Genomic DNA, 21312 nt, shown 5'->3' on the forward strand with positions numbered 1-21312 from the left:
AAATAAAAGCAATGAAAAAATTTATCTATCTGCTCGCTGTGGCTGCCATAGTTGCTGCCTGTAGCGGAAACAAAGGTTACGTGGTAACCGGAACTGTAGAAGGTGGAGCTGATGGCGACACCGTATACTTACAAAAAGTAGAAGGACGGAATCTTGTAAAAATGGATTCTGCTGTCATCACCAATGGAACATTTACTTTCAAAGGTACACAAGACACTGCTGCAAATCGTTACGTAACTTACAGACCTGCAGGAAAAGAAGGTATATTGATGGATTTCTTCCTCGAAAATGGCAATATCAACATCAAGTTGACACGCGATAATGACTCTGCTACGGGTACTCCAAGCAATGACGCTTATCAGGAAATCAGAGCTCAGTTGAACGAGCTGAACAAGCAAATGATGACTATATATGAGTCTATGTCGGACACTACCCTGACCGATGAGCAGCGTGAAGCTAAAATGAAAGAAATGAATGACCTGCAAGAGAAGACCATGGAAATCACTAAGGCAGGTATCGCTAAGAACATCACCAATCTGGTGGGCGTTCATTTACTGAAAAACAACTACTACTATCTCGAAGTAGACGAACTTGACCCGCTTGTGCCGCAAATCCCGGCTGAATTCGCTAATGATGAAGTTATCATCAAAATCAAAGAAAATGTGGAAAAGATGAAAGCTACTGCTGTAGGTCAGAAATTCACAGATTTCGCTATGGAAACTCCTGATGGACAACCGGTGAAACTGTCTGACTATGTAGGTAAAGGCAAAGTTGTACTCATTGATTTCTGGGCAAGCTGGTGCGGTCCCTGTCGTCGTGAAATGCCGAACCTGGTAGAGGCTTATGCTAAATACAAAAACAAAGGCTTCGAAATCGTAGGTGTATCTCTGGACCAAAGTGGTGAAGCATGGAAAGAAGCTATTGAAAAGCTGAACATCACTTGGCCGCAAATGTCTGACCTGAAATACTGGAACTGCGAAGGCGCTCAGTTGTATGCAGTAAGCAGTATCCCTCACACTGTATTGATTGACGGTGAAGGAACAATTATCGCCCGCGGTTTGCATGGTGAAGAATTGCAGGAAAAACTGGCCGAGGTAATCAAATAATCTTTGCCCGAAAGAAAATAATCCTCACTGAGGAATAAGTTTTTATAGTATAAGCTCCCCTGTTACAAGCATCTGTGACAGGGGAGCTTTTTGTATATGCTTATAGCTTAGAGTTTTCCATTTCGAACAACTTATAGAAGACTATCAAAATAGAAAGTTTTCCATTTCACCATCAAACACTACTATAAATCAACAGATTAACATATTTTATAAGCACAAAAGTTTTCCAAAAACAAAAACCTGCTGATAAGTTTATACCTTTGCATTCCCAATTTTTAAAGGAATAACTAATAATATAAACGAGACCATGATACAGACTGTAATCAAAAGAGACGGACGTGTAGTCGGCTTTAACGAAGAGAAAATAGTCACTGCTATCCGCAAAGCAATGCTGCATACGGACAAGGGTGAAGACATGCAACTGATACGCCAAATCACAGATCATATATCCTTTAAAGGAAGTGCACAAATGACGGTGGAAGCTCTTCAGGATGCTGTAGAAATGGAACTGATGAAGAGTAGCCGTAAAGATGTGGCACAGAAATACATTGCTTACCGCAATCAGCGCAGCATTGCCCGTAAAGCAAAGACACGTGATATGTTTCTGGAGATTATCGAAATCAAGTCTAACGACGTAACACGGGAAAATGCCAATATGAATGCCGATACTCCGGCAGGCATGATGATGAAATTTGCCAGTGAAACAACGAAGCCGTTTGTAGATGACTATCTGCTGAGCGAAGAAGTGCTGGATGCTGTTAACAATAACTATCTGCACATCCATGATAAAGATTACTACCCCACCAAGAGTCTGACATGCGTGCAACACCCGTTAGATCGTATTCTGACTTATGGTTTCTCTGCCGGACACGGTGAATCACGCCCCGCCAAACGCATTGAAACGGCGAGTATTCTGGGGTGCATCTCATTGGAAACTGCACAGAACGAGATGCACGGAGGACAGGCCATTCCGGCATTCGACTTTTATCTGGCGCCTTATGTGCGCAACAGCTATATCGAAGAAATTAAGAATCTCGAAGAACTGAACGGAAAAGATTATTCACATCTCTACCAGAAGGAACTTACAGACTACCTACAACAGCCGTTGGATGGACTTTCTGATGAGAAACGCATCGTGCAACATGCTGTCAATAAGACTGTGGCCCGCGTGCACCAGTCCATGGAAGCATTCATCCACAACATGAACACCATCCACTCACGCGGTGGAAATCAGGTCGTGTTCAGCTCCATCAATTACGGTACGGACACTTCGGCAGAAGGACGATGTATCATTCGTGAATTACTGAAAAGTACATATCAGGGTGTGGGCAATGGCGAAACGCCTATTTTCCCCATCCAAATATGGAAAAAGAAGCGTGGCGTAAGTTATCTGCCCGAAGACCGGAACTTCGACCTCTACCAACTTGCCTGCAAGGTGACAGCGCGCCGTTTCTTCCCTAACTTCCTGAATCTGGATGCTACCTTCAATCAGAGTGAAGAATGGAAAGAGGATGACCCGAAACGCTATCAGCATGAAGTGGCAACGATGGGATGCCGTACGCGTGTATTTGAAAACCGCTTCGGACCGAAAACATCTATCGGACGCGGAAATATTTCGTTCTCTACCATCAATATCGTGGGTCTCGCCATCGAGTGCATGAAAATAGAAGACGAAGAACTGCGCATCGCCAAGTTCTTTGCAAAACTGGATGAAATGCTCGAAGTAACTGCACGTCAGCTACACGAACGCATGGAATTCCAGAAGACTGCATTTGCTAAGCAGTTCCCGCTATTGATGTCAGCTTTATGGGTAGGCTGCGAGAAGCTGAAGCCAAACGATACAATTGCCTCCGTCATCAACCAAGGAACATTGGGAATTGGATTCATCGGACTGGCAGAATGCCTGGTGGCCCTTATCGGAAAACATCACGGAGAGTCGGAAAAAGCACAGGAACTGGGTGTGAAAATAGTGACGTATATGCGTGACCGCGCCAACCAGTTCTCCGAACAATATCATCATAACTACAGTGTGCTGGCCACTCCTGCCGAAGGGTTATCGGGTAAATTCACAAGGATAGACCGTAAGAGATATGGGGTGCTCCCGGGAATTACAGACAGGGATTATTATACAAACTCCAACCATATACCTGTATATTACAAATGCAGCGCCCGCCACAAAGCGGAAGTGGAAGCTCCGTATCATGACCTGACTCGTGGTGGACATATTTTCTATGTGGAAATGGATGGTGACGCTACGCACAATCCAGAAGTCATCATGCGCATAGTGGACATGATGGACCAATATAACATCGGATATGGCTCGGTAAACCATAACCGCAACCGCTGCCTCGAATGCGGTTACGAAAATTCGACCCCAGACCTGGAAACCTGCCCAAAGTGCGGAAGTAAACATATCGACAAGTTGCAGCGCATCACCGGTTATCTGGTAGGTACTACTGACCGTTGGAACAATGCCAAACTTTCGGAGCTGAATGACAGAGTCATTCATAATTAAAAATTGAAAATTAAAAATTAAAGGGCTGCGCAATAGTAAAACAGCCCTTCTCCTTAATTTTCAATTCACCACACCACTTCATTTTTTTATTTTTAATTTTCAATTTAAATCGTGCTTTCCATTCTTAATATCATAGAAGATACTACAGTGGATGGTCCGGGTTTCCGGACCTCCATTTATGCAGCCGGATGTCCGAACAGATGCCCTGGTTGCCATAACCCTGAATCCTGGGACATTGACCGGGGACATTGGATGTCAACAAACGAAATTCTGAAAAAAGTGCTTGCCGATGACTTCGCTGATGTGACGTTCAGTGGCGGAGACCCCATGTATCAGCCGGAAGGATTTGTAGAACTGGCACGTGCCATCAAAGAGAAAAGTAATAAGAATATCTGGTGCTATACAGGATATACTTTTGAGAATCTGCTGCGCAACCCATTGCAAGCCAAGCTACTGGAATACATTGATGTACTGGTGGACGGCAAGTTCAAACAGGAATTACGTGATGAAAGTTTATGCTTCCGTGGAAGCAAGAACCAGCGATTGATTGACGTACCCGCCTCACTAGCAGCAGGAGAAGTAGTCACATATAACTATAATCCGATACCCTGTATCGCCTAAAAGCCAAATATACTCTGCATCCGTTTCTTTCTTTCCTCAAAAAACCGTACCTTTGCGGCGCTTTTCAAGAATAGGTAACTTAGGATAACATTTTAAAGTATGAATTCGCCAAACGAATTAAAAGAAATTACCCGGTTTCTGCTGGAGTATGCCAATCGGCTCATGGGTTCGGGCGTCCACACCTCGCGCGTGATACGAAATACCCGCCGCATCGGAAAATCACTGGACGTTGACGTCAAAATGAGCCTTTTTCAAAAGACCATGGTGGTGAGTGTATGCGACATCGACAGCATGGAAGTTTACAACGAAGTAGCTATCATTCCCGCATTCCCCATCAGTTTTGAGCTGAACTCCGAACTGAGCGCGCTTAGCTGGGAGGCTTACGACAATCACTTGCCTTTGGACACACTTTGGGAGAAATACGAGAAAATCATCTCACGCCCCAAGATGGACCCGCTTTGCACACTCTTCCTTGTAGGATTTGCCAATGCATCCTTCTGCGCCCTGTTTGGTGGAGACTGGACTGCACGCATCATCGTATTTTCCGCCACGCTTATCGGCTTCTACATCAAACAGGTTATGCAGAAAAAGAAAATCAACCATTATCTGGTTTTCATCGTCTCAGCCCTTGCCGCCTCCCTGGTGGCTTCTTCAGCCTTAACACTGGAAACGACGGCTGAAATAGCCATTGCCACCAGTGTACTCTATCTGGTGCCGGGCGTGCCATTGCTAAACGGGGTTATCGACATTGTCGAAGGTCATGTGCTGACCGGATGTACACGACTTATTCAGGCATTATTGCTGGTACTGTGCATCGCTGTGGGACTTTCATGTACGCTCATGTTAATTAGAAACAGTTTATTATGATACTCATTGATATACTTACAGACGGCATGTTTGCTGCCATTGCCGCCATTGGTTTCGGAGCTATTTCAGATCCTCCTTTGCGCGCTTTCCCCTCCATTGCCCTGCTTGCTGCCATTGGTCATGCCTTGCGTTTCTGCCTGATGACGTATCTGGGTGTGGATATTGCAACCGCATCTTTATTCGCTTCTTTCAGCATCGGTATGGGAAGCCTTGTTTTGGGAAAACGCATTTACTGCCCCATGACTGTACTTTACATTCCGGCACTGTTGCCCATGATTCCGGGTATGTATGCCTACAAAATCGTGTTCTCGCTCATCATGTTCATGCAGAATCTGAAAGTGCCCGAGCTCCAGGAGAAATACCTGATTGATTTATTCACGAATACGATTATCACCTGTAGCGTCATTTTCATGTTGGCAGTGGGTGCCACCATACCGTTGTTCCTGTTCATCAAACGGGCTTTCTCCATGACAAGACACGAGAAGAATTAAAAATTAAAAGTTAAAAATTAAAAGATTGCGTATGGAAGTTTTTTGGAAAACAATCGCACAATATAATGAGGGGACTTGGATTGCCCAAGTTATTATCACCGTTGTAGGTATTCTGCTGACCGTGCTTCTTTATCAAAAACCCACCGTATTGGTGAAGCGGCTGATGAAGGGATATATGGTATTTCTGAATAGTTGGATTGCTATCGTTTACTATATGATTTATTGCGGTGAACGGAGCTACAACTATATACTTGCTATTTTCTGGGGAGTGATTGCTCTCATCTGGCTATGGGACCTGTTCACGAATTATACGCCGTTTGAGCGTTATCACAAATACGATAAGTTGACTTATGTATTGTATGCCATGCCATTCCTCTACCCTCTGCTTTCGTATGCACGAGGTATGGAATTTCCGATGATGACCACAAGTGTGATGCCTTGTTCAGTAGCTGTATTCACTATCGGACTACTACTGGCATTCTCACGGAAAGTTAATTTGCTTGTCATACTTTTCCTTTGCCACTGGGCATTGATTGCCTTCTCAAAGGTTTATGTCTATAAGATTCCTGAAGATTTGTTACTGGCAAGTGCTACCGTACCCGCCATATATCTATTCTTCAAAAATTACTTCGACCAGAATCTGCATAAGGAAACAAAGCCAAGCGCTAAATATACGAATTGGATACTAATTGCACTGTGTGTGGCAATCGGAGTATTCCTGAGCGTAACAATATTCCATGAAGTAATCGCTTAATAAATATAAGGTATGAAGTGTCAGGTATAAACTATGCAGTGTCATAGTCCACCTCAATACTTCATACCTTATATTTTATACTTAATTTTCATTTAGTATTCTTTCCCTGATTCGCTACCGCCTCCATCAATTTCTTTATCTCTTCCGGATCTCCCAGGAAATAATCTTTCACTAAGTTCAGATCGTCATCAAATTCAAAGACGTAGGGAACAGCAGTAGGCAAATTCAGCTTTACAATGTCTTCGTCAGAAATACCTTTCAAATGCTTGATAATGCCACGCAAACTATTGCCGTGCGCCACAACCAACAGTTCATCCACAGTTTTCAGATTTGGGAAAATCACACACTTCCAGTAAGGCATGATACGTTCAATGGTATCCTTCAATGATTCGGTGCGAGGCAATTCTGCATCGGGCACTTCATTATAGCGGATTTCAAAACGCGGGTTACGAGGATCCTCTTCGGTAAGTGCATGCGGAGCAACATCATAGCTGCGGCGCCAGATTAAAACCTGTTCTTCACCATACTTGGCAGCAGTTTCCGCTTTATTCAAACCCTGGAGCTGACCATAATGCTTTTCATTCAGACGCCAGGATTTCTCCACTGGTATCCAGTCCTGATCCATACGGTCCAACACTGTATTCAGAGTCTTCACTGCACGTTTCAGATAGGAAGTATAGGCCTTTCCAAACTGAAAGTCATTATCTATCAATAACTGTCCGGCTCTCGTAGCTTCGGCAATGCCTTTTTCCGTCAGGTCCACATCAGTCCAACCGGTGAAGCGGTTCTCTTTGTTCCATGCGCTCTCGCCGTGGCGGAGCAGTACAATTTTCTTCATACGAATTTCTATTTAATTAATCGTATGGATAAAACACGCATCCGCCGGAACTTGTTCAACAAAAAAAACAAACCGTCTGTTTTCATAAGAACAAACGGTCTGCTTAATTTTTCTTTAAGATTCTCCCTATTTCTTTAGCGAATCAGCATACACATACAGCCCTAACATCTGCTGCGCATCATCAAATTTCACCTTATTCTCTTGAATATAGCGTTCCAGTTTTTCACGTTGAGGAGAATTCAATTTCAAAAATTGCTTCATATTACGGATTTCTTTCTTTTTTCCTTTTTTCTCCACCCAATATACATTATAACGCTTGCCCAACTCCAATTTTCCGGGATCATAAGTGGCCGTCAGCCTGCCACTATTGCTTCCTACCATAGAGTAAGTAGTGGAACTGGATACAGAAGAAGTGCCGCCATATCCCGCAGGTTTCGGTTTATCGCGCGCCGTTCCTTTATACTGCACGTAAAACAATGGCTCCGAAGATAATATTTCAATTCCGGCACTCTTTTCGGGATAAAACACCCGGTCACCAAACTTTATAATATTCACCTCATCAGCATTCGCCAGGATTTTTACTTGCTGTCCATCCTGTTCATCAATAAAGTAGAACTTTTCACTTACCAGATTATAGTTCATCTTGTTATGAACCTGCCTGCCATTTTTCATATAAATGACGGCATCCTGATAATCACCAAAGAGAAAAGAAGAACTCTCTTGTGCATATCCTCCCGAAACTGCACAAAACAAAACGCTCAGAAAAAGAAGTAAATGTCTCATAGCACATCTATTATTAAGGTGAATAAAAAACGAAAAGCTGCCCCGAGAAGTTTGATAACTTCCCGCAAGCAGCTTCTCTATGTTGTTATATTAAACTCTTATACGAACCAACGAACGTAACAGAAATCCTGACGGTGCGGCAGTTCAGAGTTTTTCGGGAACATACGGTAGGATACCTTGAAGCTACCTGCGTTCTCTAATTTATGTTTCACTTGGAAGGTGTAGAGGTCGCCCTCTTTCTTCACTACACTGAACGGTTCAACAGAGTAAATGTGTTGTTTACCGTCTCCGGCAGTGTAAGTAGTTACCAATTCCAGACCGATAGCATCATTCAGGCCCTTTTCATCAATCACGTAAGTAATGGTATATTCCTTACCGCTTTCGATAGAACCTTGTATCAGCTCTTCGCCCTTCTCATAAGATACTACTTCCACACTATCCCACTTAGCTACAACTTCTTCTTTCCAAGCTGCAATTTCCTTAGCTTTGGCATTGTCGTTGGCAGCCAATCCTTTGAAACGTTTAGCCAGCTTGGTGTAGAACTTGCTGTAATAATCGTCCAACTGACGCTTCATGGTATAGTGCGGTGCAATCTGGGCGATAGAGTTCTTGATAGTCTTCACCCAACCTTCAGAATACCCCTTCTTGTTGCGTGCATAGTACAACGGCAAGATTTCAGTTTCAAGAATGCTGTAGATAGTAGCTGCATCCAGCTGGTCCTGATGATCCTGATTCTGGTAAGTACGCTTTTCAGTCAATGCCCAACCTGCACCTTCGCGGTAGCCTTCCAACCACCATCCGTCAAGTACAGAGAAGTTCACAACACCGTTCATCAACGCCTTTTCACCGGAGGTTCCGGATGCTTCGAGCGGACGAGTCGGAGTATTCAACCAGATATCGACACCGGATACCAGACGGCGAGCCAACTGCATATCGTAGTTTTCCAGGAAGATAATCTTACCCAGGAATTCCGGACGACGGGAGATTTCGATGATTCTCTTAATCAAGCCCTGACCTGCACCGTCATGCGGATGAGCTTTACCGGTGAACAGGAACTGTACCGGATAGTCGGGATTGTTCACAATCTTAGCCAAACGGTCGAGGTCAGTGAACAGCAGATGAGCACGTTTGTATGTAGCGAAACGACGACCGAAACCAATCAGCAGTGCGTTCGGGTTAATCTTATCCATCAGAGAAACGATGCGTGAAGGATCGCCCTGATTCTTCAACCAAGTTTCACGATACTGCTTGCGAACATAGTCTATCAACTTGTTCTTCAAAGCCATACGGGTTTCCCAAATTTTTTCATCGGGCACATTATAGATAGCTTCCCAAATCTTCGGGTTAGACTGATCATTCAAGAAGTTTTCGTTGAAGTTGGCAGCATAGAGGTGTTTCCACTCGGTTGCGCTCCAAGTCGGGAAGTGTACGCCGTTGGTAACATAGCCTACGTGCATTTCTTCGGGGAAGTATCCCTTCCAGATAGTAGAGAACATTTCCTGAGAAACCTTTCCGTGCAGCCAGCTCACACCATTCACTTCCTGCGAAGTGTTGCAAGCGAAGATAGACATACAGAAACGTTCGCCCTTATCACCCGGATTGTTACGGCCGAGGTCCATCAGGTCGTCCCAACTGATACCCATCTTAGCAGGATAACCGCCCATATACTTGCCGAAAAGACCTTCGTCGAAGTAGTCGTGACCGGCAGGAACCGGAGTATGTACTGTGTACAGAGAAGAAGCACGTACCAACTCGATAGCCTGATCGTAGGACAAACCTTCGGCTACGTAGTCACAGATACGCTGAACGTTAATCAATGCTGCGTGTCCTTCGTTACAATGGTAAACATCCTTTTTAATGCCCAGTTTCTTCAATGTCAGTATACCACCGATACCAAGCAGAATTTCTTGTTTCAGACGGTTTTCCCAGTCGCCACCATAAAGCTGGTGAGTGATAGGACGGTCGAATTCGCTGTTCATTTCGTTGTCCGTATCCAACAGGTAAAGAGAAATACGTCCAACATTTACACGCCACACGTTAGCATGCACGAAGTAGTCCAGATAAGGAACATCTACCACAACCTGGTTTCCGTTTTCGTCCAATACACGGTCGATAGGCAACTGGCCGAAGTTCTGAGCTTCGTAGTTGGCAATCTGCTGACCATCCATAGAGAGGGTCTGTGTGAAGTAGCCATAACGATACAGGAAGCCAACTGCACAAAGGTCAACATTACTGTCAGAAGCCTCTTTCAGGTAGTCGCCGGCAAGAACGCCCAAACCGCCTGAATATATTTTAAGTACCTGACTCAAACCATATTCCATGCTAAAATAAGCAACAGAAGGACGTTTTTTGTCAGGTTCCACATCCATGTATGTTCTGAACTTAGAGTACACGTCGTTCATTCTCTTCAGAATTACTTTGTCGTTTGCGAGTGCTTCGAGTTTTGCATAACTCATTCTTTCCAACAGAAGGACGGGGTTATGACCTACTTCTTTCCACAAAGCAGGGTCAAGGTCTCTAAACAGTTCGGTAGCTTCGTAATTCCAAGACCACCAAATGTTGTGTGCCAATTCGGACAATTTCTCCAATTCAGCAGGAACATGAGATTTCACGTTTACATCTTTCCAGTTCGGAGTGTTTACATTACTAACTTTAATCTTCATTGTATGATTACTTGATTGATTAATAATTCATATTCTTTTTTTAGCCCAACTGACGCTGCATCGCATGGCGAAGAGCAAAATCGTAGGCTTCATAATAATATTCGATAAAATGCTTCCACAGAGCCTGCTCAGCCACTTGCCCGGCACGCTTGCGTATTTCTTTCACCTCAGCATCCGTCTTTGCGGAGAATGCGGAGATGGTGTCCTTGATGCCGTCAGCCACTTCGGAGTAATTGTAGTCCGAACGGTGAAGCACCTCTACTCCATCATTAATGCCATGCTGGTTCTTCAGGCTGTTCACCCAGAGTCCGAAACCGGCAAGGTCGGTTGTGATGGTGGGGACATGGAAAGCAACACTTTCCAACGGTGTATATCCCCAAGGTTCATAATAAGAAGGATAGACGCTGAGGTCTTCTCCCAATATCAAGTCGTAATATTGTTTATTGAGAATGCCATCTTTTCCGTCGAGGTAGCAGGGCACGAAAACCACTTTTACCTTGTCTTCAGGATGATTGCTCATACCCATATACTTCAGCATATCCAGCACCTGGTCGTGTGTCATATTGTGCAACCAATGGGTAATGAAAGGTACTTCCAACGGAGTATTAAATTTTTCCTTACTCTTAAGACGCTTTTGTAAGTCGTCACGGGCATCTCCCACCCATCCGGGCACGTTGATAAACGCCAGTATATTCTTTTTCAGGTTCTTATCGCGGTTCAGGCGGTTCAGGGATTCAAGAAAAACATTAATGCCTTTATTCTTGAATTCATAACGTCCGCTGGTGCCCACAATCAGTGTATCATCACCCATATCAGTACCCAGCAGGCAATTGGCTGTACGAAGCATAACTGCCCGCGCACGTTTACGTTTTCCGGTAAACGTAGCGCCTTTCGGTACAAAATCATCTTCAAAACCGTTCATAAGCACTACATCGGCAGGCTTTTCAAGCAGTTCCTTACACTCATTGTTTGTTATCTCACTCACAGTCGTAAAACAGTCCACATGGTGTGCAGTTTGTTTTTCGATGGAGTGTTTGGATTGCATATTGAGTTCCCCCGCCATCTGGTCGCCATTGTAAGCGAAGAGATAATCATAGAGCGGTTTATCATTGCCAGCAATGGAACGTCCGATAGACGTGGCATGCGTGGTGAAAATAGTAGCGATTTCAGGAACAGCCATCTGCAGATAGAGGGCGCCCATGCCGGTCATCCACTCATGTGCCTGATAAATCACTTTATCCGTCTCCGTCAGGTTATAGCGATAAAAGCTCTCTACCACCTTTCCGGCAGCATACGAAAACATAGATGCTTCGTCATAATCACCGTATGCATGCAATGAATCCACTTGATAGTGGTTCCACATTTCTGTATATATATCATCTTTCTGTGCGAAAAACGGTTGGAAATCAACCAATATAACGATGGGATTGCCCGGAATGTTCCAGCGTCCTACGCGGACGGAAAGGTTATCTTTTTCGGCTGCATGCTTTCTCCATGCTGCACAAAGGTTGTCGGACTCGATAAACAGAGGGTTCTCTTTCCCTTGCCAAAAATCAGGTCCTATAAAAAACAATCTATCATGAAATTTTGCCTGCAATGTATTCGCTCGCGTGGACAAAACCGTATAGATACCTCCAACCTTATTACACACTTCCCAGCTAGACTCGAAGATGTAGTCGGGGGTTAACAGCTCTTTAGTCATATTACTTTTAATCTCTATTACTTAATACCGGGTGCAAAAGTACGCATTATTCTTTGAAAAATAGCCTATTAATCGAAAAAACTAATGAAATATGCATAAACAATCGTTTGCGGAATAGGCTGGTTGAAACGGACTTGCCTTCTCAAATGCCACACTTCAATGAGCAGAATGCCGCACTTCGACGGATATAATGCCACACTTGGGAGGTTGCAATGCCTCACATTTGAAGCGTTGAAGTGTGGCATTCTTATCAATGAAGTGTGGCATTTGAAACAATGGAGGCCGTATTTGAAACAACAAACCCAGAGTTTGCCTGTTCCGGCAACTCTGGGTTGACAAATTTATTCTGAAATACAGTTCTTATGCAGTCAAAGCGCTACCAATCAAGAAGGTTGCAGCCAGGGCAACGATAGCGTAAAGTTCCGGGAATACGGCAAGGATCAGTGTGTTGCTAAATACGTCGTGACCTTGTCCGATAGCTGCGATACCATTGGCACAAACCTGTCCCTGACGGATAGCCGAGAACAAAGCAACCAATCCTAATGCAATACCTGCACCGAGGATGGCAGCAGCCTGAATACCTGTCATGTCAGGAGTAAGGATACCGAAAATAGTCTGGAACATAAAGTAACCTGCGAAACCATACAAACCCTGTGTACCGGGAAGTGCCGTCAATACAAGGAAGTTACCGAATGCACCGTCGTTTTTCTTCAAAGCGCCGATAGCTGCATTACCGGCAATCGTCACTCCATAGGCACTACCGATGCCAGACAAACCAATCATTACTGCGATGCCGATGTAGGCAATCAATAAATTCATTTCCATAATTTTTCGTTTTTTATTGTTTTAATTTTTAATTCTATAAATTGTTATTTTTTGAACGGCTTATATTCTTTGCCGCCTCCTTCGTAACCGGAATTCTTGAAGAACTCTACGAAGGTCAGACGCATGGGGTGAACCATGGCGCCCAGTACGTTCATAAAGATATTGATGGCATGGCCGATGACGAATATCAATACCATCACAATCGGTCCGGCAATCACATTGTCGGGGCTCATACCTACCGCCAGACTGTTGAATACTCCTGCAAGAATACCTCCAGACAGACCGAGGGCGAACAGGCGGACATACGAAAGTACGTCGCCAAGCAAACCCGTAGCCATGTTGTAAGAGTCCCACAACCCCAGTCCGATGTTCATGAACACGTTTTTACCGGGACTGTTAAAGAGGAATATCATAGCAGCCGCCACACCGAGGATGCACAGATGTACCGTACCACCCAGCGGCATGATTTCGGGCAACAAGGCTCCTACTCCGCAGGATACAAGCAACACAATCCAGCCGATAGTGGCCACGGCATACTTGAAGCCGAACTGTATCGCCTGATTGACTGCTTTCAGCACCATACCGAAAAGAATCTGTATCACTCCGAGTATCAGTGAAAGCTGGAACATGGCGTTATTGTCCATAAACAAGTGTTCCTTCATATATTGCAAGAAGGGCACATTGATGTCATAGAGGCTGACCCCGAAGAACGTACCCGTCAACATTCCGCAGAAGAATGTGGACGCGGCAAGCACCTGCACCAGTGAAAGTATCGGTTTCATTGTCGCACTGATATTCTTGGCGAACATGCGGTAGAGCGTAGCACCCAGGAAGAGGAATAGCCCGTAACCGGAGTCTCCCAGACACAATCCGAAGAACACCATGAAAAACGGTGCGAAGAACGGTGTCAAGTCCAGTTCACTGTACTTCGGAAGCATGTAGAGTTTACATATCGGCTCGAACCAGGCAAAGAAACCTTTGTTGTTCAACAGGATAGGCACATTGTCTTCCGGCGTCGGACTGGTAATCTCATAGTAGATGTGTTGTTCGTCCAGCCACGCGGCAATCTCCTTTTCCCTGGAAGCCGGTGCCCAGCCTTGCAACAACATCAATTTCTCGCCTGCCGTAGCTTCTGTGCTCAACATTACTTTAGAGAACTCTATTTCAGTGTTCACCTCTTTCAAGGCAGCTTGCAATGAGGGTTGCTCTTTTTCAGCAAGCACGGACAGCTTCTTGTCATTGTCTGCCAAGGCCTGTTCCGTCTCTTCGCAAAGTATCTGCACACGGGTCAACGAGTAAGGGGGCAACTTCATCTGCTCTGCATCCAAGTCTACTTCTACCGCGTTTTTAGTTACAGTAATGAAATAGATACGTGAGGATACACGATTGATAACCATTGCGTTATAATTTTCTTCCCATGTCTCGTCATAGCTACCTTCCGAACAACTGTAGAAGTTGACCGTGAAGCCTGCATCGTGCAAGCGGGCAAGACTTTCAGGTTCAAAATCCCCCCAGGGTTCCAGGGCAGCTTTCTCCTTCTGATAGTTCTGCAACTGCTGTTGCAACTTTGCCTTTTCACTTTGCAGCACGTCCACTTCGTCCAGCACTTCCAGTCCACGGGTAGCGGAAGCAGAAGTGGTGTCCTTTGCTTCACCCAGTCCATTCAGCATTTTCAGCGTTGCCTGCAAACGTGAAGAAAGACGGATGCTATCCTGCAATTCCGCATTGTCAGCCACGCCTTGTTGCTTCTCGGCCACGTGCACTACTCCAAGTTCGCGCACTCCGTTCAGGAATGCTTCGTACTCCTTATGATATACAAGGAACGTGAGTTTCTTCATTTTTGTAATCATGCCTCTACCTCCTTCCTATTCTCTTGATGGGATTTCATGATTTTCTGCGATGACTTGGAGAGGTTCTCCTCGTCTTCCATGAAGCGCTTGATCTTTCGCAGAGCATCCTGATAGCCCGGAATCTGCACTTTTTCAAAAAGGTTTACTTTTTGGGTAGTCTTCTTACGTGCATGTTCCAGCAAGCCCAGTTTGGCGACGATAAACTCCCGCTCGATAGCCGTCTGTGCCAACACCTTGAGCAAATGTATGCCGTCGGCATACCATTTGGGAGCATTGAACAAGCTGTAGGGGCGTATTTCGAAATCAACGTTTTCGAGCAGCGGCACCCGTACACCGGCAATCTTCTTTACACCGAGATGAACATCGCTGACCTTTATCAATGAGGGATCAAACTCATTCCAAAGGGCGAACATCGCTTCGTAGGCCTGGATTTCCCGTTCCAACTTCTCGTCCAGCATGGCAGCTTCCGACTTGCAGCGCTTCACTTCCATACGTAGCGCGCTCTCCTTATTCTTAATGATAGGGAGTGTACGCACCCGCACCTTCAGTTGCTTTTCCAACTGCTGGAGAGAGGTTTTATTATATTGAAACTTTATAGCCACTTTATTAATTAAAAATTTAAAATTAAAAATTAAAGGCTTATACTTATCACATTATACATTAATAAAAAATCAAGCTGCGCATTTCATTCGCTTAACAATGGAAACAAGTAAACGAATCAAATTCAAACAATCTTCATTAACCGATTCATAAGAATTATCATCTAAATACTCACTTTCGTGCAATAAAAGCAGCCAATATTTCGTTTCATTCGCCTCTTTCAGTGCAATGCTTAATTTATGAATAAAATCAGCCTTGCTTTCAGCAAATTCACTCTCTTTAACCATGGCTCCTATAGCTGTTCCCGACCGAAGGACTTGCTTTGACAACACAAACTCTTTTTTGTTTTCCTGTAAAAATCTACAAACTTTTACAATCCTAACCCCAAAAGCAACAGCCCTTTGATCAATCACGCTATCCGTCTTCACCGCGCAGCTTCAATTTTTAATTATTAATTTTTAATTTGTGGGCCAATATTGGTCCACAAGTTCTTTCTTGATATTCACTTCTTCCGGACGGAAATACTTGCCAAACAGGCTCCATGCCACGTCGAGCATCTCTGTTGTATCGAGATTGACGTCAATAGCCAGCAACTGGTTGGAGTAGTCCTTGGCAAATGCAAGGGTACGTTCGTCGTAGTTCGTCAGGTCGAAACCATTCTCCAACTTAGTTTTTGCATTGGCAGCATCGGCGTACAGACGCACGGCAGCATTCATTACCTGCGGGTGGTCCTTACGTGTCTTCTTACCCGTAACAAGTTGTTTCAAACGGGACAGTGAACGGAACGGGTCAACAATAACCTTACCAATGTCCGTATCACGACGTAGAAACAACTGACCTTCTGTGATATAACCTGTATTATCAGGCACGGCATGTGTAATGTCGCCACCGGACAGAGTAGTCACAGCAATAATCGTAATAGAACCGCCGCTCGGGAATTGTACCGCCTTCTCGTAAATCTTCGCCAAATCCGAATAAAGAGAGCCCGGCATAGAGTCTTTTGAAGGAATCTGGTCCATACGGTTGGACACGATAGCCAATGCGTCAGCATATGAGGTCATATCGGTCAACAATACCAAGACCTTTTCATTATTGTTCACAGCAAAATATTCGGCTGCGGTCAATGCCATATCCGGAATCAACAGACGCTCCACAGGCGGATTTTCAGTCGTATTCATAAAGCTGACGATACGGTCGAGCGCACCGGCATTGGAGAATACATTCTTGAAGTACAGGTAGTCATCGTTCGTCATACCCATACCGCCCAGGATAATCTTATCCGTCTCAGCACGAAGTGCCACGTTCGCCATTACTTGGTTGAAAGGCTGGTCGGGGTCGGCAAAAAACGGAATCTTCTGTCCGGATACCAGCGTGTTATTCAAATCGATACCTGCGATACCAGTTGCAATCAGTTCCGACGGTTGCTTACGACGCACCGGATTCACAGACGGACCACCAATTTCCACTTCCTGACCTTCAATAGACGGACCTCCGTCAATCGGGTCACCGAAAGCATTGAAGAAACGTCCGGCAAGCTGTTCGCTCACTTTCAGCGTAGGCGACTTGCCCAGGAATACTATCTCTGCATTGGTAGGGATACCTTCCGTACCCTCAAATACCTGCAAAGTCACATCGTCACCGGCAATCTTCACCACCTGGGCGAGTTTGCCGTTTACGGTTGCCAACTCATCATACCCTACCCCTGTTGCTTTCAGCGAGCAGGTAGCTTTCGTAATCTGAGTGACCTTGGTATATATCTTTTGAAATGCTTTTGTTGCCATCTTATTCTTATTATGCTTTACGTTCTTCAATTAATTCCTGCAACTGTTTACGGAATCCTTCGTATTCTTCGGACTTGAATTTCGAGTAGTTCATCTGCTTGCAGACATTAATCATCTTCTTGAAGTAGTCCATTACCTCATTGAAGTTATCGAATTCAAATTCCGTATGACAGATGTCGATTATCATGTTCAGGATATCTTCCTGACGTTCCATCGGAGTCACAGCGTCAATTTCGTCAAAAGCATCCTGTTGCAGGATTACGAAGTCAATCAACTCTGATTTCCAGAAAGTCACATGATATTCCACAGGCACACCGTCATCACCGAGGATGTTAATCTGTTCGGCAATTTCCTTACCACGTTGCAAGCGGTTCTTGATTTCGTTCACCTTACCAATCCACTCACCATTGATGTGCTTCTTGATATATTCCTCAAACTCAGGATATTCGATGTATTTAGAATAAGAATCAATCGGATTCACTGCAGGATAGCGCTTCTTATCAGCACGGTCCTGTTCGAGGGCGTAAAAACAACGGGCCACCTTCTTTGTATTTTCCGTCACCGGCTCCTTCAAGTTACCACCGGCAGGAGACACCGTACCGATGAAAGTGATAGAACCCGTTTCACCATTACCCAGCACCACATATCCGGCACGTCCGTAGAAGTTGGAGATAATAGATGACAAGTCCATCGGGAATGCATCTGGTCCGGGCAACTCTTCCATACGGTTAGACATCTCACGCAATGCCTGTGCCCAACGGGAAGTGGAGTCGGCCATCAGCAACACTTTCAGTCCCATACTGCGATAATATTCCGCAATCGTCATGGCTGTGTATACAGATGCCTCACGGGCAGCCACGGGCATGTTCGAAGTATTGGCAATAATAATTGTACGTTCCATCAGCTTACGACCTGTATGTGGGTCAACCAGTTCAGGGAATTCCGTAAAGATTTCCACAACCTCATTGGCACGTTCACCACAGGCAGCGATGATTACGATATCCGCTTCCGCCTGTTTTGAGATGGCGTGCTGAAGCACCGTCTTACCTGTACCGAACGGACCGGGGATAAATCCCGTACCACCTTCTACGATAGGATTAATGGTATCAATCACACGCACACCCGTTTCCAACAGTTTGAAAGGACGCGGTTTTTCTTTGTAATTCGTCATGGCGCGTTTCACCGGCCACTTTTGTATCATGTTCACATGCACATCATTGCCTTCCTCGTCAGTCAGCACTGCAACGACATCTTCAAGGCTATACTCACCTTCGTCTACGATGGCTTTCACAGTACATACACCTTTCTGTGTGAAAGGCACCATGATTTTCAACGGTTGGAAATTCTCGTCCACCCGTCCCAACCAGGAAGCGGCTTCCACTTTGTCACCCACCTTTACCAAAGGTACAAAGTTCCATTTGCTTCCCTTATCCAGCGGATACGTATATTGACCACGTTTCAGGAATACACCATCCATCTTGTCGAGGTCATTTTGCAGACCGTCATAGTTTTTTGAAAGCATACCCGGGCCTAATGTCACCTCAAGCATGTGTCCGGTAAATTCAGCTTCAGCTCCCACCTTCAGTCCGCGGGTGCTTTCAAACACCTGCACGTACACATGGGTACCTACCACCTTAATCACCTCCGCCATCAACCGGTCACCGCCGGTCGAGATGTAGCAAATCTCGTTCTGCGCCACCGGGCCGTCAACGACGAGGGTTACCATGTTGGCTATAACGCCACTAACAGTTCCTTTTGTTGCCATATAATTATGTTATTTATTTTATCTGAATTCTGCAGGTATCTGCACTTCGTCCTTCAACGTTGCTATGATGCTGCGGAACAATTGGTTACCCTTTTCCTTATCCAACGAAATCCACCGTTCTATCATTTCCAGTTGCAACAGGAAGACGAACAGACGTTCTATCGTGAAATAATTGAAGAAAGTAGCTTCCTCCATCCAGTTCCAGCGCAGTTGGTCTATTTTCTTTTCCCGCTCCACCAATTCCTCGGTTTCGCTGATTTTCACAAGTTGGTCCAGGAAATCTACTTCTCCCGTCAGTCCGAAATCACGGGCACCGGATGTACGCAAAGCCTCACATACCTCCGTATCGCCCACTATCAGCGGAGCGATGTCCATTTTGAATTTCCGTGCAGTCAATGCCACCAGTATATTGTTCATCGTCAGATTGAACGCAAACCAGAACGATACAAATTTATTCTTACACTTCATCGCATAATCATAATAAAGTGCAGCCAGACGGTCTTCATGCAAAAACTCATCTTCGGCAGGAGTATTGAAATATTCGGAAATGAAAGTGGAGAGATAGGAAGGGAACACAGCATCCGCCACCTCATCGCCATCTTTTAGCAACGAGATGAACTCCGCCAGTTCTTCCGCAGAATAATTTCCACGCGGATCGATGACAGCATCTTTGTCCTTCAGTAATTTCAGAACGTTCGCATTGTCAAATTTCAGATAAAATAGATCAATCAGTTTTCTATCTTCATCAGACAATTCCGGATACAGTTCCGCTTTAAAATCAGCTACCGTATAGCTCAATTTGCTGTCCTCCAGAGTGAGTTCGGGCAAACCGGCTACTAAGTAGTAATAGTATTTACTCATATCCTGTGGGTTTAGAACAGCATTTCCACTAACTGCGGACGCAGGAATTCTTTGAAATAATTCATGAACTCTTCTTCACCGAAATTCACCTTGTAAGAACCATCGGCAGGAGAAACAGTAAACAACGTCTTGTTGCCATTCACTTGCTCTATTTTCACACCCTTATCCAGCAACGCTTTTGCTTGTGCACCGAAATACTTCTTCAGACCGTCTGCATCGGAAGTAGAGATCACGATAGGTTCGTTCACACTCCACTTAGAAGCCAATGCAACAATAAAGGCATTCAAATAATCTTTGTCGGCGGCAAAAGCCTCCACATCAGCATTCACAATCTTATCCGTCACAAGTGTGGCGATTTCAGATTTTAACGCATTCACAGCTTGGCCGGCGAACAATTTCAATTCCGACTTAGTATTTTCTGCCAGTTCATCGGCAGATTTACGAGAGGCAGCCACAATTGCTTCAGCTTCTTTACGAGCATCTTCTACAATTCTTTTGGCTTCGTCTTGAGCGTTAGCGATAAGTTTCTGGGCCTCAGTATTACCTTTTTCGACCCCTTCACGGTAAATCTTATCAGTTAACTCTTGAATTTTGTTTTCCATATCTACAGGAGCTATATTAAAAATTATATAATTGCGATTTTTTTCCCTTTCTATTAGATTCGAGTCCAAAAGTACTAAAATCCCTTAGATAAAAAATAGAAAGAACGGAATAAAAACGGTCTGTTTTCCAAAAAAGGTCTTTTTATACCATTTTTATTCTGTAAATATAGGGAGTAAATTAGAAATAGGAAAGAAATTAGATACTGAAAAGGAGAAATAGGATTCTGAAAGAGAAATATTGAAGAGTAAAATAGAGGGACAGGAGTGCAAATACAAGAAAATATTATGGCTGTAAATACAAAAAGCCTCCACATCAATTGATATGGAGGCTTCTCTCTAAAACGGCGACTACCTACTCTCCCACTTTACGCAGTACCATCGGCGTGATTAGGCTTAACTTCTCTGTTCGGAATGGGAAGAGGTGGAACCCTAATGCTGTAATCACCTAAATAAGTTAGACATGATGTAAAAAGTAAAGGAATCAGTCTTAATCTTTGCGGATTAAGCCGCTGAACGTATATATCCGCCATACAAGGCAAAGACCAAAAGTGAACGGGCAATTAGTAATGCTCGGCTATGATGTTACCACCTGTACACCTGCATCCTATCAACGTTGTCGTCTTCAACGACCCTAAGAAATCTAATCTTGTGGCTGGCTTCGTACTTAGATGCTTTCAGCACTTATCCA

19 protein-coding genes and 2 rRNA genes are annotated in these 21312 nt (G+C 44.6%); 7 read left to right on the forward strand and 14 right to left on the reverse strand.

Annotated elements, in window-relative coordinates; genetic code table 11:
• The first annotated feature begins 11 nt into the window (after positions 1 to 11).
• The 6 genes from QZ135_RS17840 (at position 12) to QZ135_RS17865 (ending at position 6354) form a co-directional block, all read left to right on the forward strand.
• The gene (locus QZ135_RS17840) at positions 12 to 1106 is read left to right on the forward strand and encodes a TlpA disulfide reductase family protein (protein ID WP_294612318.1); all 1095 of its coding nucleotides are present in this window, start codon (positions 12 to 14) and stop codon (positions 1104 to 1106) included.
• 307 nt (positions 1107 to 1413) lie between these two features.
• Positions 1414 to 3621, forward strand: coding sequence for an anaerobic ribonucleoside triphosphate reductase (locus tag QZ135_RS17845; RefSeq protein ID WP_294612321.1), 2208 nt, complete (start codon positions 1414 to 1416; stop codon positions 3619 to 3621).
• Positions 3622 to 3732: 111 nt separating this feature from the next.
• A complete protein-coding gene (gene nrdG / locus QZ135_RS17850) occupies positions 3733 to 4242 on the forward strand; it encodes an anaerobic ribonucleoside-triphosphate reductase activating protein (protein WP_294612324.1) in 510 nt (169 codons plus the stop codon).
• A gap of 99 nt (positions 4243 to 4341) precedes the next feature.
• Positions 4342 to 5109: a threonine/serine exporter family protein gene (locus tag QZ135_RS17855; RefSeq protein ID WP_294612327.1), complete on the forward strand. Its 768-nt coding sequence runs from the start codon at positions 4342 to 4344 to the stop codon at positions 5107 to 5109.
• Positions 5106 to 5600, forward strand: a complete 495-nt coding sequence (locus tag QZ135_RS17860; protein ID WP_073314951.1) for a threonine/serine exporter family protein — start codon at positions 5106 to 5108, stop codon at positions 5598 to 5600. Before QZ135_RS17855 ends, QZ135_RS17860 begins: the two co-directional genes overlap by 4 nt.
• A 31-nt stretch (positions 5601 to 5631) precedes the next feature.
• Positions 5632 to 6354 carry a DUF6064 family protein gene (locus QZ135_RS17865; RefSeq protein WP_294612333.1) on the forward strand — a complete coding sequence of 241 codons (723 nt, stop codon included), beginning with the start codon at positions 5632 to 5634 and terminating at the stop codon, positions 6352 to 6354.
• Between the two features lie 88 nt (positions 6355 to 6442).
• Here the strand turns inward: QZ135_RS17865 and gpmA are convergent, their stop codons facing one another.
• The 4 genes from gpmA to QZ135_RS17885 form a co-directional block, all read right to left on the reverse strand.
• Positions 6443 to 7192 (reverse strand): 2,3-diphosphoglycerate-dependent phosphoglycerate mutase, encoded by a 750-nt coding sequence (gene gpmA / locus QZ135_RS17870; protein WP_294612336.1) that lies wholly within the window; start codon positions 7190 to 7192, stop codon positions 6443 to 6445.
• 126 nt (positions 7193 to 7318) lie between these two features.
• Positions 7319 to 7975: a hypothetical protein gene (locus QZ135_RS17875; RefSeq protein ID WP_294612339.1), complete on the reverse strand. Its 657-nt coding sequence runs from the start codon at positions 7973 to 7975 to the stop codon at positions 7319 to 7321.
• A gap of 98 nt (positions 7976 to 8073) precedes the next feature.
• Positions 8074 to 10638 (reverse strand): glycosyltransferase family 1 protein, encoded by a 2565-nt coding sequence (locus tag QZ135_RS17880; RefSeq protein ID WP_294612342.1) that lies wholly within the window; start codon positions 10636 to 10638, stop codon positions 8074 to 8076.
• Positions 10639 to 10678: 40 nt separating this feature from the next.
• Positions 10679 to 12340: a glycogen/starch synthase gene (locus QZ135_RS17885; RefSeq protein WP_294612346.1), complete on the reverse strand. Its 1662-nt coding sequence runs from the start codon at positions 12338 to 12340 to the stop codon at positions 10679 to 10681.
• 159 nt (positions 12341 to 12499) lie between these two features.
• Between QZ135_RS17885 and QZ135_RS17890 the strand changes: the two genes are divergently transcribed.
• Positions 12500 to 12676 carry a hypothetical protein gene (locus QZ135_RS17890; protein ID WP_294612349.1) on the forward strand — a complete coding sequence of 59 codons (177 nt, stop codon included), beginning with the start codon at positions 12500 to 12502 and terminating at the stop codon, positions 12674 to 12676.
• A 24-nt stretch (positions 12677 to 12700) separates the two neighbouring features.
• Here QZ135_RS17890 and QZ135_RS17895 read toward each other — a convergent pair whose 3' ends face one another.
• The 10 genes from QZ135_RS17895 to QZ135_RS17940 all read right to left on the reverse strand — a co-directional run.
• Positions 12701 to 13165 (reverse strand): V-type ATP synthase subunit K, encoded by a 465-nt coding sequence (locus tag QZ135_RS17895; RefSeq protein WP_294612351.1) that lies wholly within the window; start codon positions 13163 to 13165, stop codon positions 12701 to 12703.
• Positions 13166 to 13209: 44 nt separating this feature from the next.
• Positions 13210 to 15015, reverse strand: a complete 1806-nt coding sequence (locus tag QZ135_RS17900; protein WP_294612354.1) for a V-type ATPase 116kDa subunit family protein — start codon at positions 15013 to 15015, stop codon at positions 13210 to 13212.
• Positions 15012 to 15617 carry a V-type ATP synthase subunit D gene (locus QZ135_RS17905; protein ID WP_294612357.1) on the reverse strand — a complete coding sequence of 202 codons (606 nt, stop codon included), beginning with the start codon at positions 15615 to 15617 and terminating at the stop codon, positions 15012 to 15014. Before QZ135_RS17905 ends, QZ135_RS17900 begins: the two co-directional genes overlap by 4 nt.
• 69 nt (positions 15618 to 15686) lie before the next feature.
• Positions 15687 to 16043, reverse strand: coding sequence for a four helix bundle protein (locus tag QZ135_RS17910; protein WP_294612360.1), 357 nt, complete (start codon positions 16041 to 16043; stop codon positions 15687 to 15689).
• A gap of 30 nt (positions 16044 to 16073) precedes the next feature.
• Positions 16074 to 17396 carry a V-type ATP synthase subunit B gene (locus QZ135_RS17915; RefSeq protein WP_007218703.1) on the reverse strand — a complete coding sequence of 441 codons (1323 nt, stop codon included), beginning with the start codon at positions 17394 to 17396 and terminating at the stop codon, positions 16074 to 16076.
• A gap of 10 nt (positions 17397 to 17406) precedes the next feature.
• On the reverse strand, positions 17407 to 19161 hold the full coding sequence (locus tag QZ135_RS17920) for a V-type ATP synthase subunit A (protein ID WP_294612365.1): 1755 nt from the start codon (positions 19159 to 19161) through the stop codon (positions 17407 to 17409).
• Between the two features lie 18 nt (positions 19162 to 19179).
• Entirely contained in the window at positions 19180 to 20022 is an 843-nt protein-coding gene (locus QZ135_RS17925; RefSeq protein ID WP_294612368.1) for a DUF2764 domain-containing protein, read from the reverse strand.
• Between the two features lie 11 nt (positions 20023 to 20033).
• Positions 20034 to 20624, reverse strand: coding sequence for a hypothetical protein (locus QZ135_RS17930; RefSeq protein ID WP_294612371.1), 591 nt, complete (start codon positions 20622 to 20624; stop codon positions 20034 to 20036).
• Between the two features lie 339 nt (positions 20625 to 20963).
• Positions 20964 to 21073, reverse strand: a 5S ribosomal RNA gene (gene rrf / locus QZ135_RS17935).
• A 91-nt stretch (positions 21074 to 21164) separates the two neighbouring features.
• Positions 21165 to 21312: ribosomal RNA gene (locus QZ135_RS17940) — 23S ribosomal RNA — on the reverse strand; the annotation flags it as partial.

This window comes from uncultured Bacteroides sp. (assembly GCF_905207245.1).
Classification (GTDB): domain Bacteria; phylum Bacteroidota; class Bacteroidia; order Bacteroidales; family Bacteroidaceae; genus Bacteroides.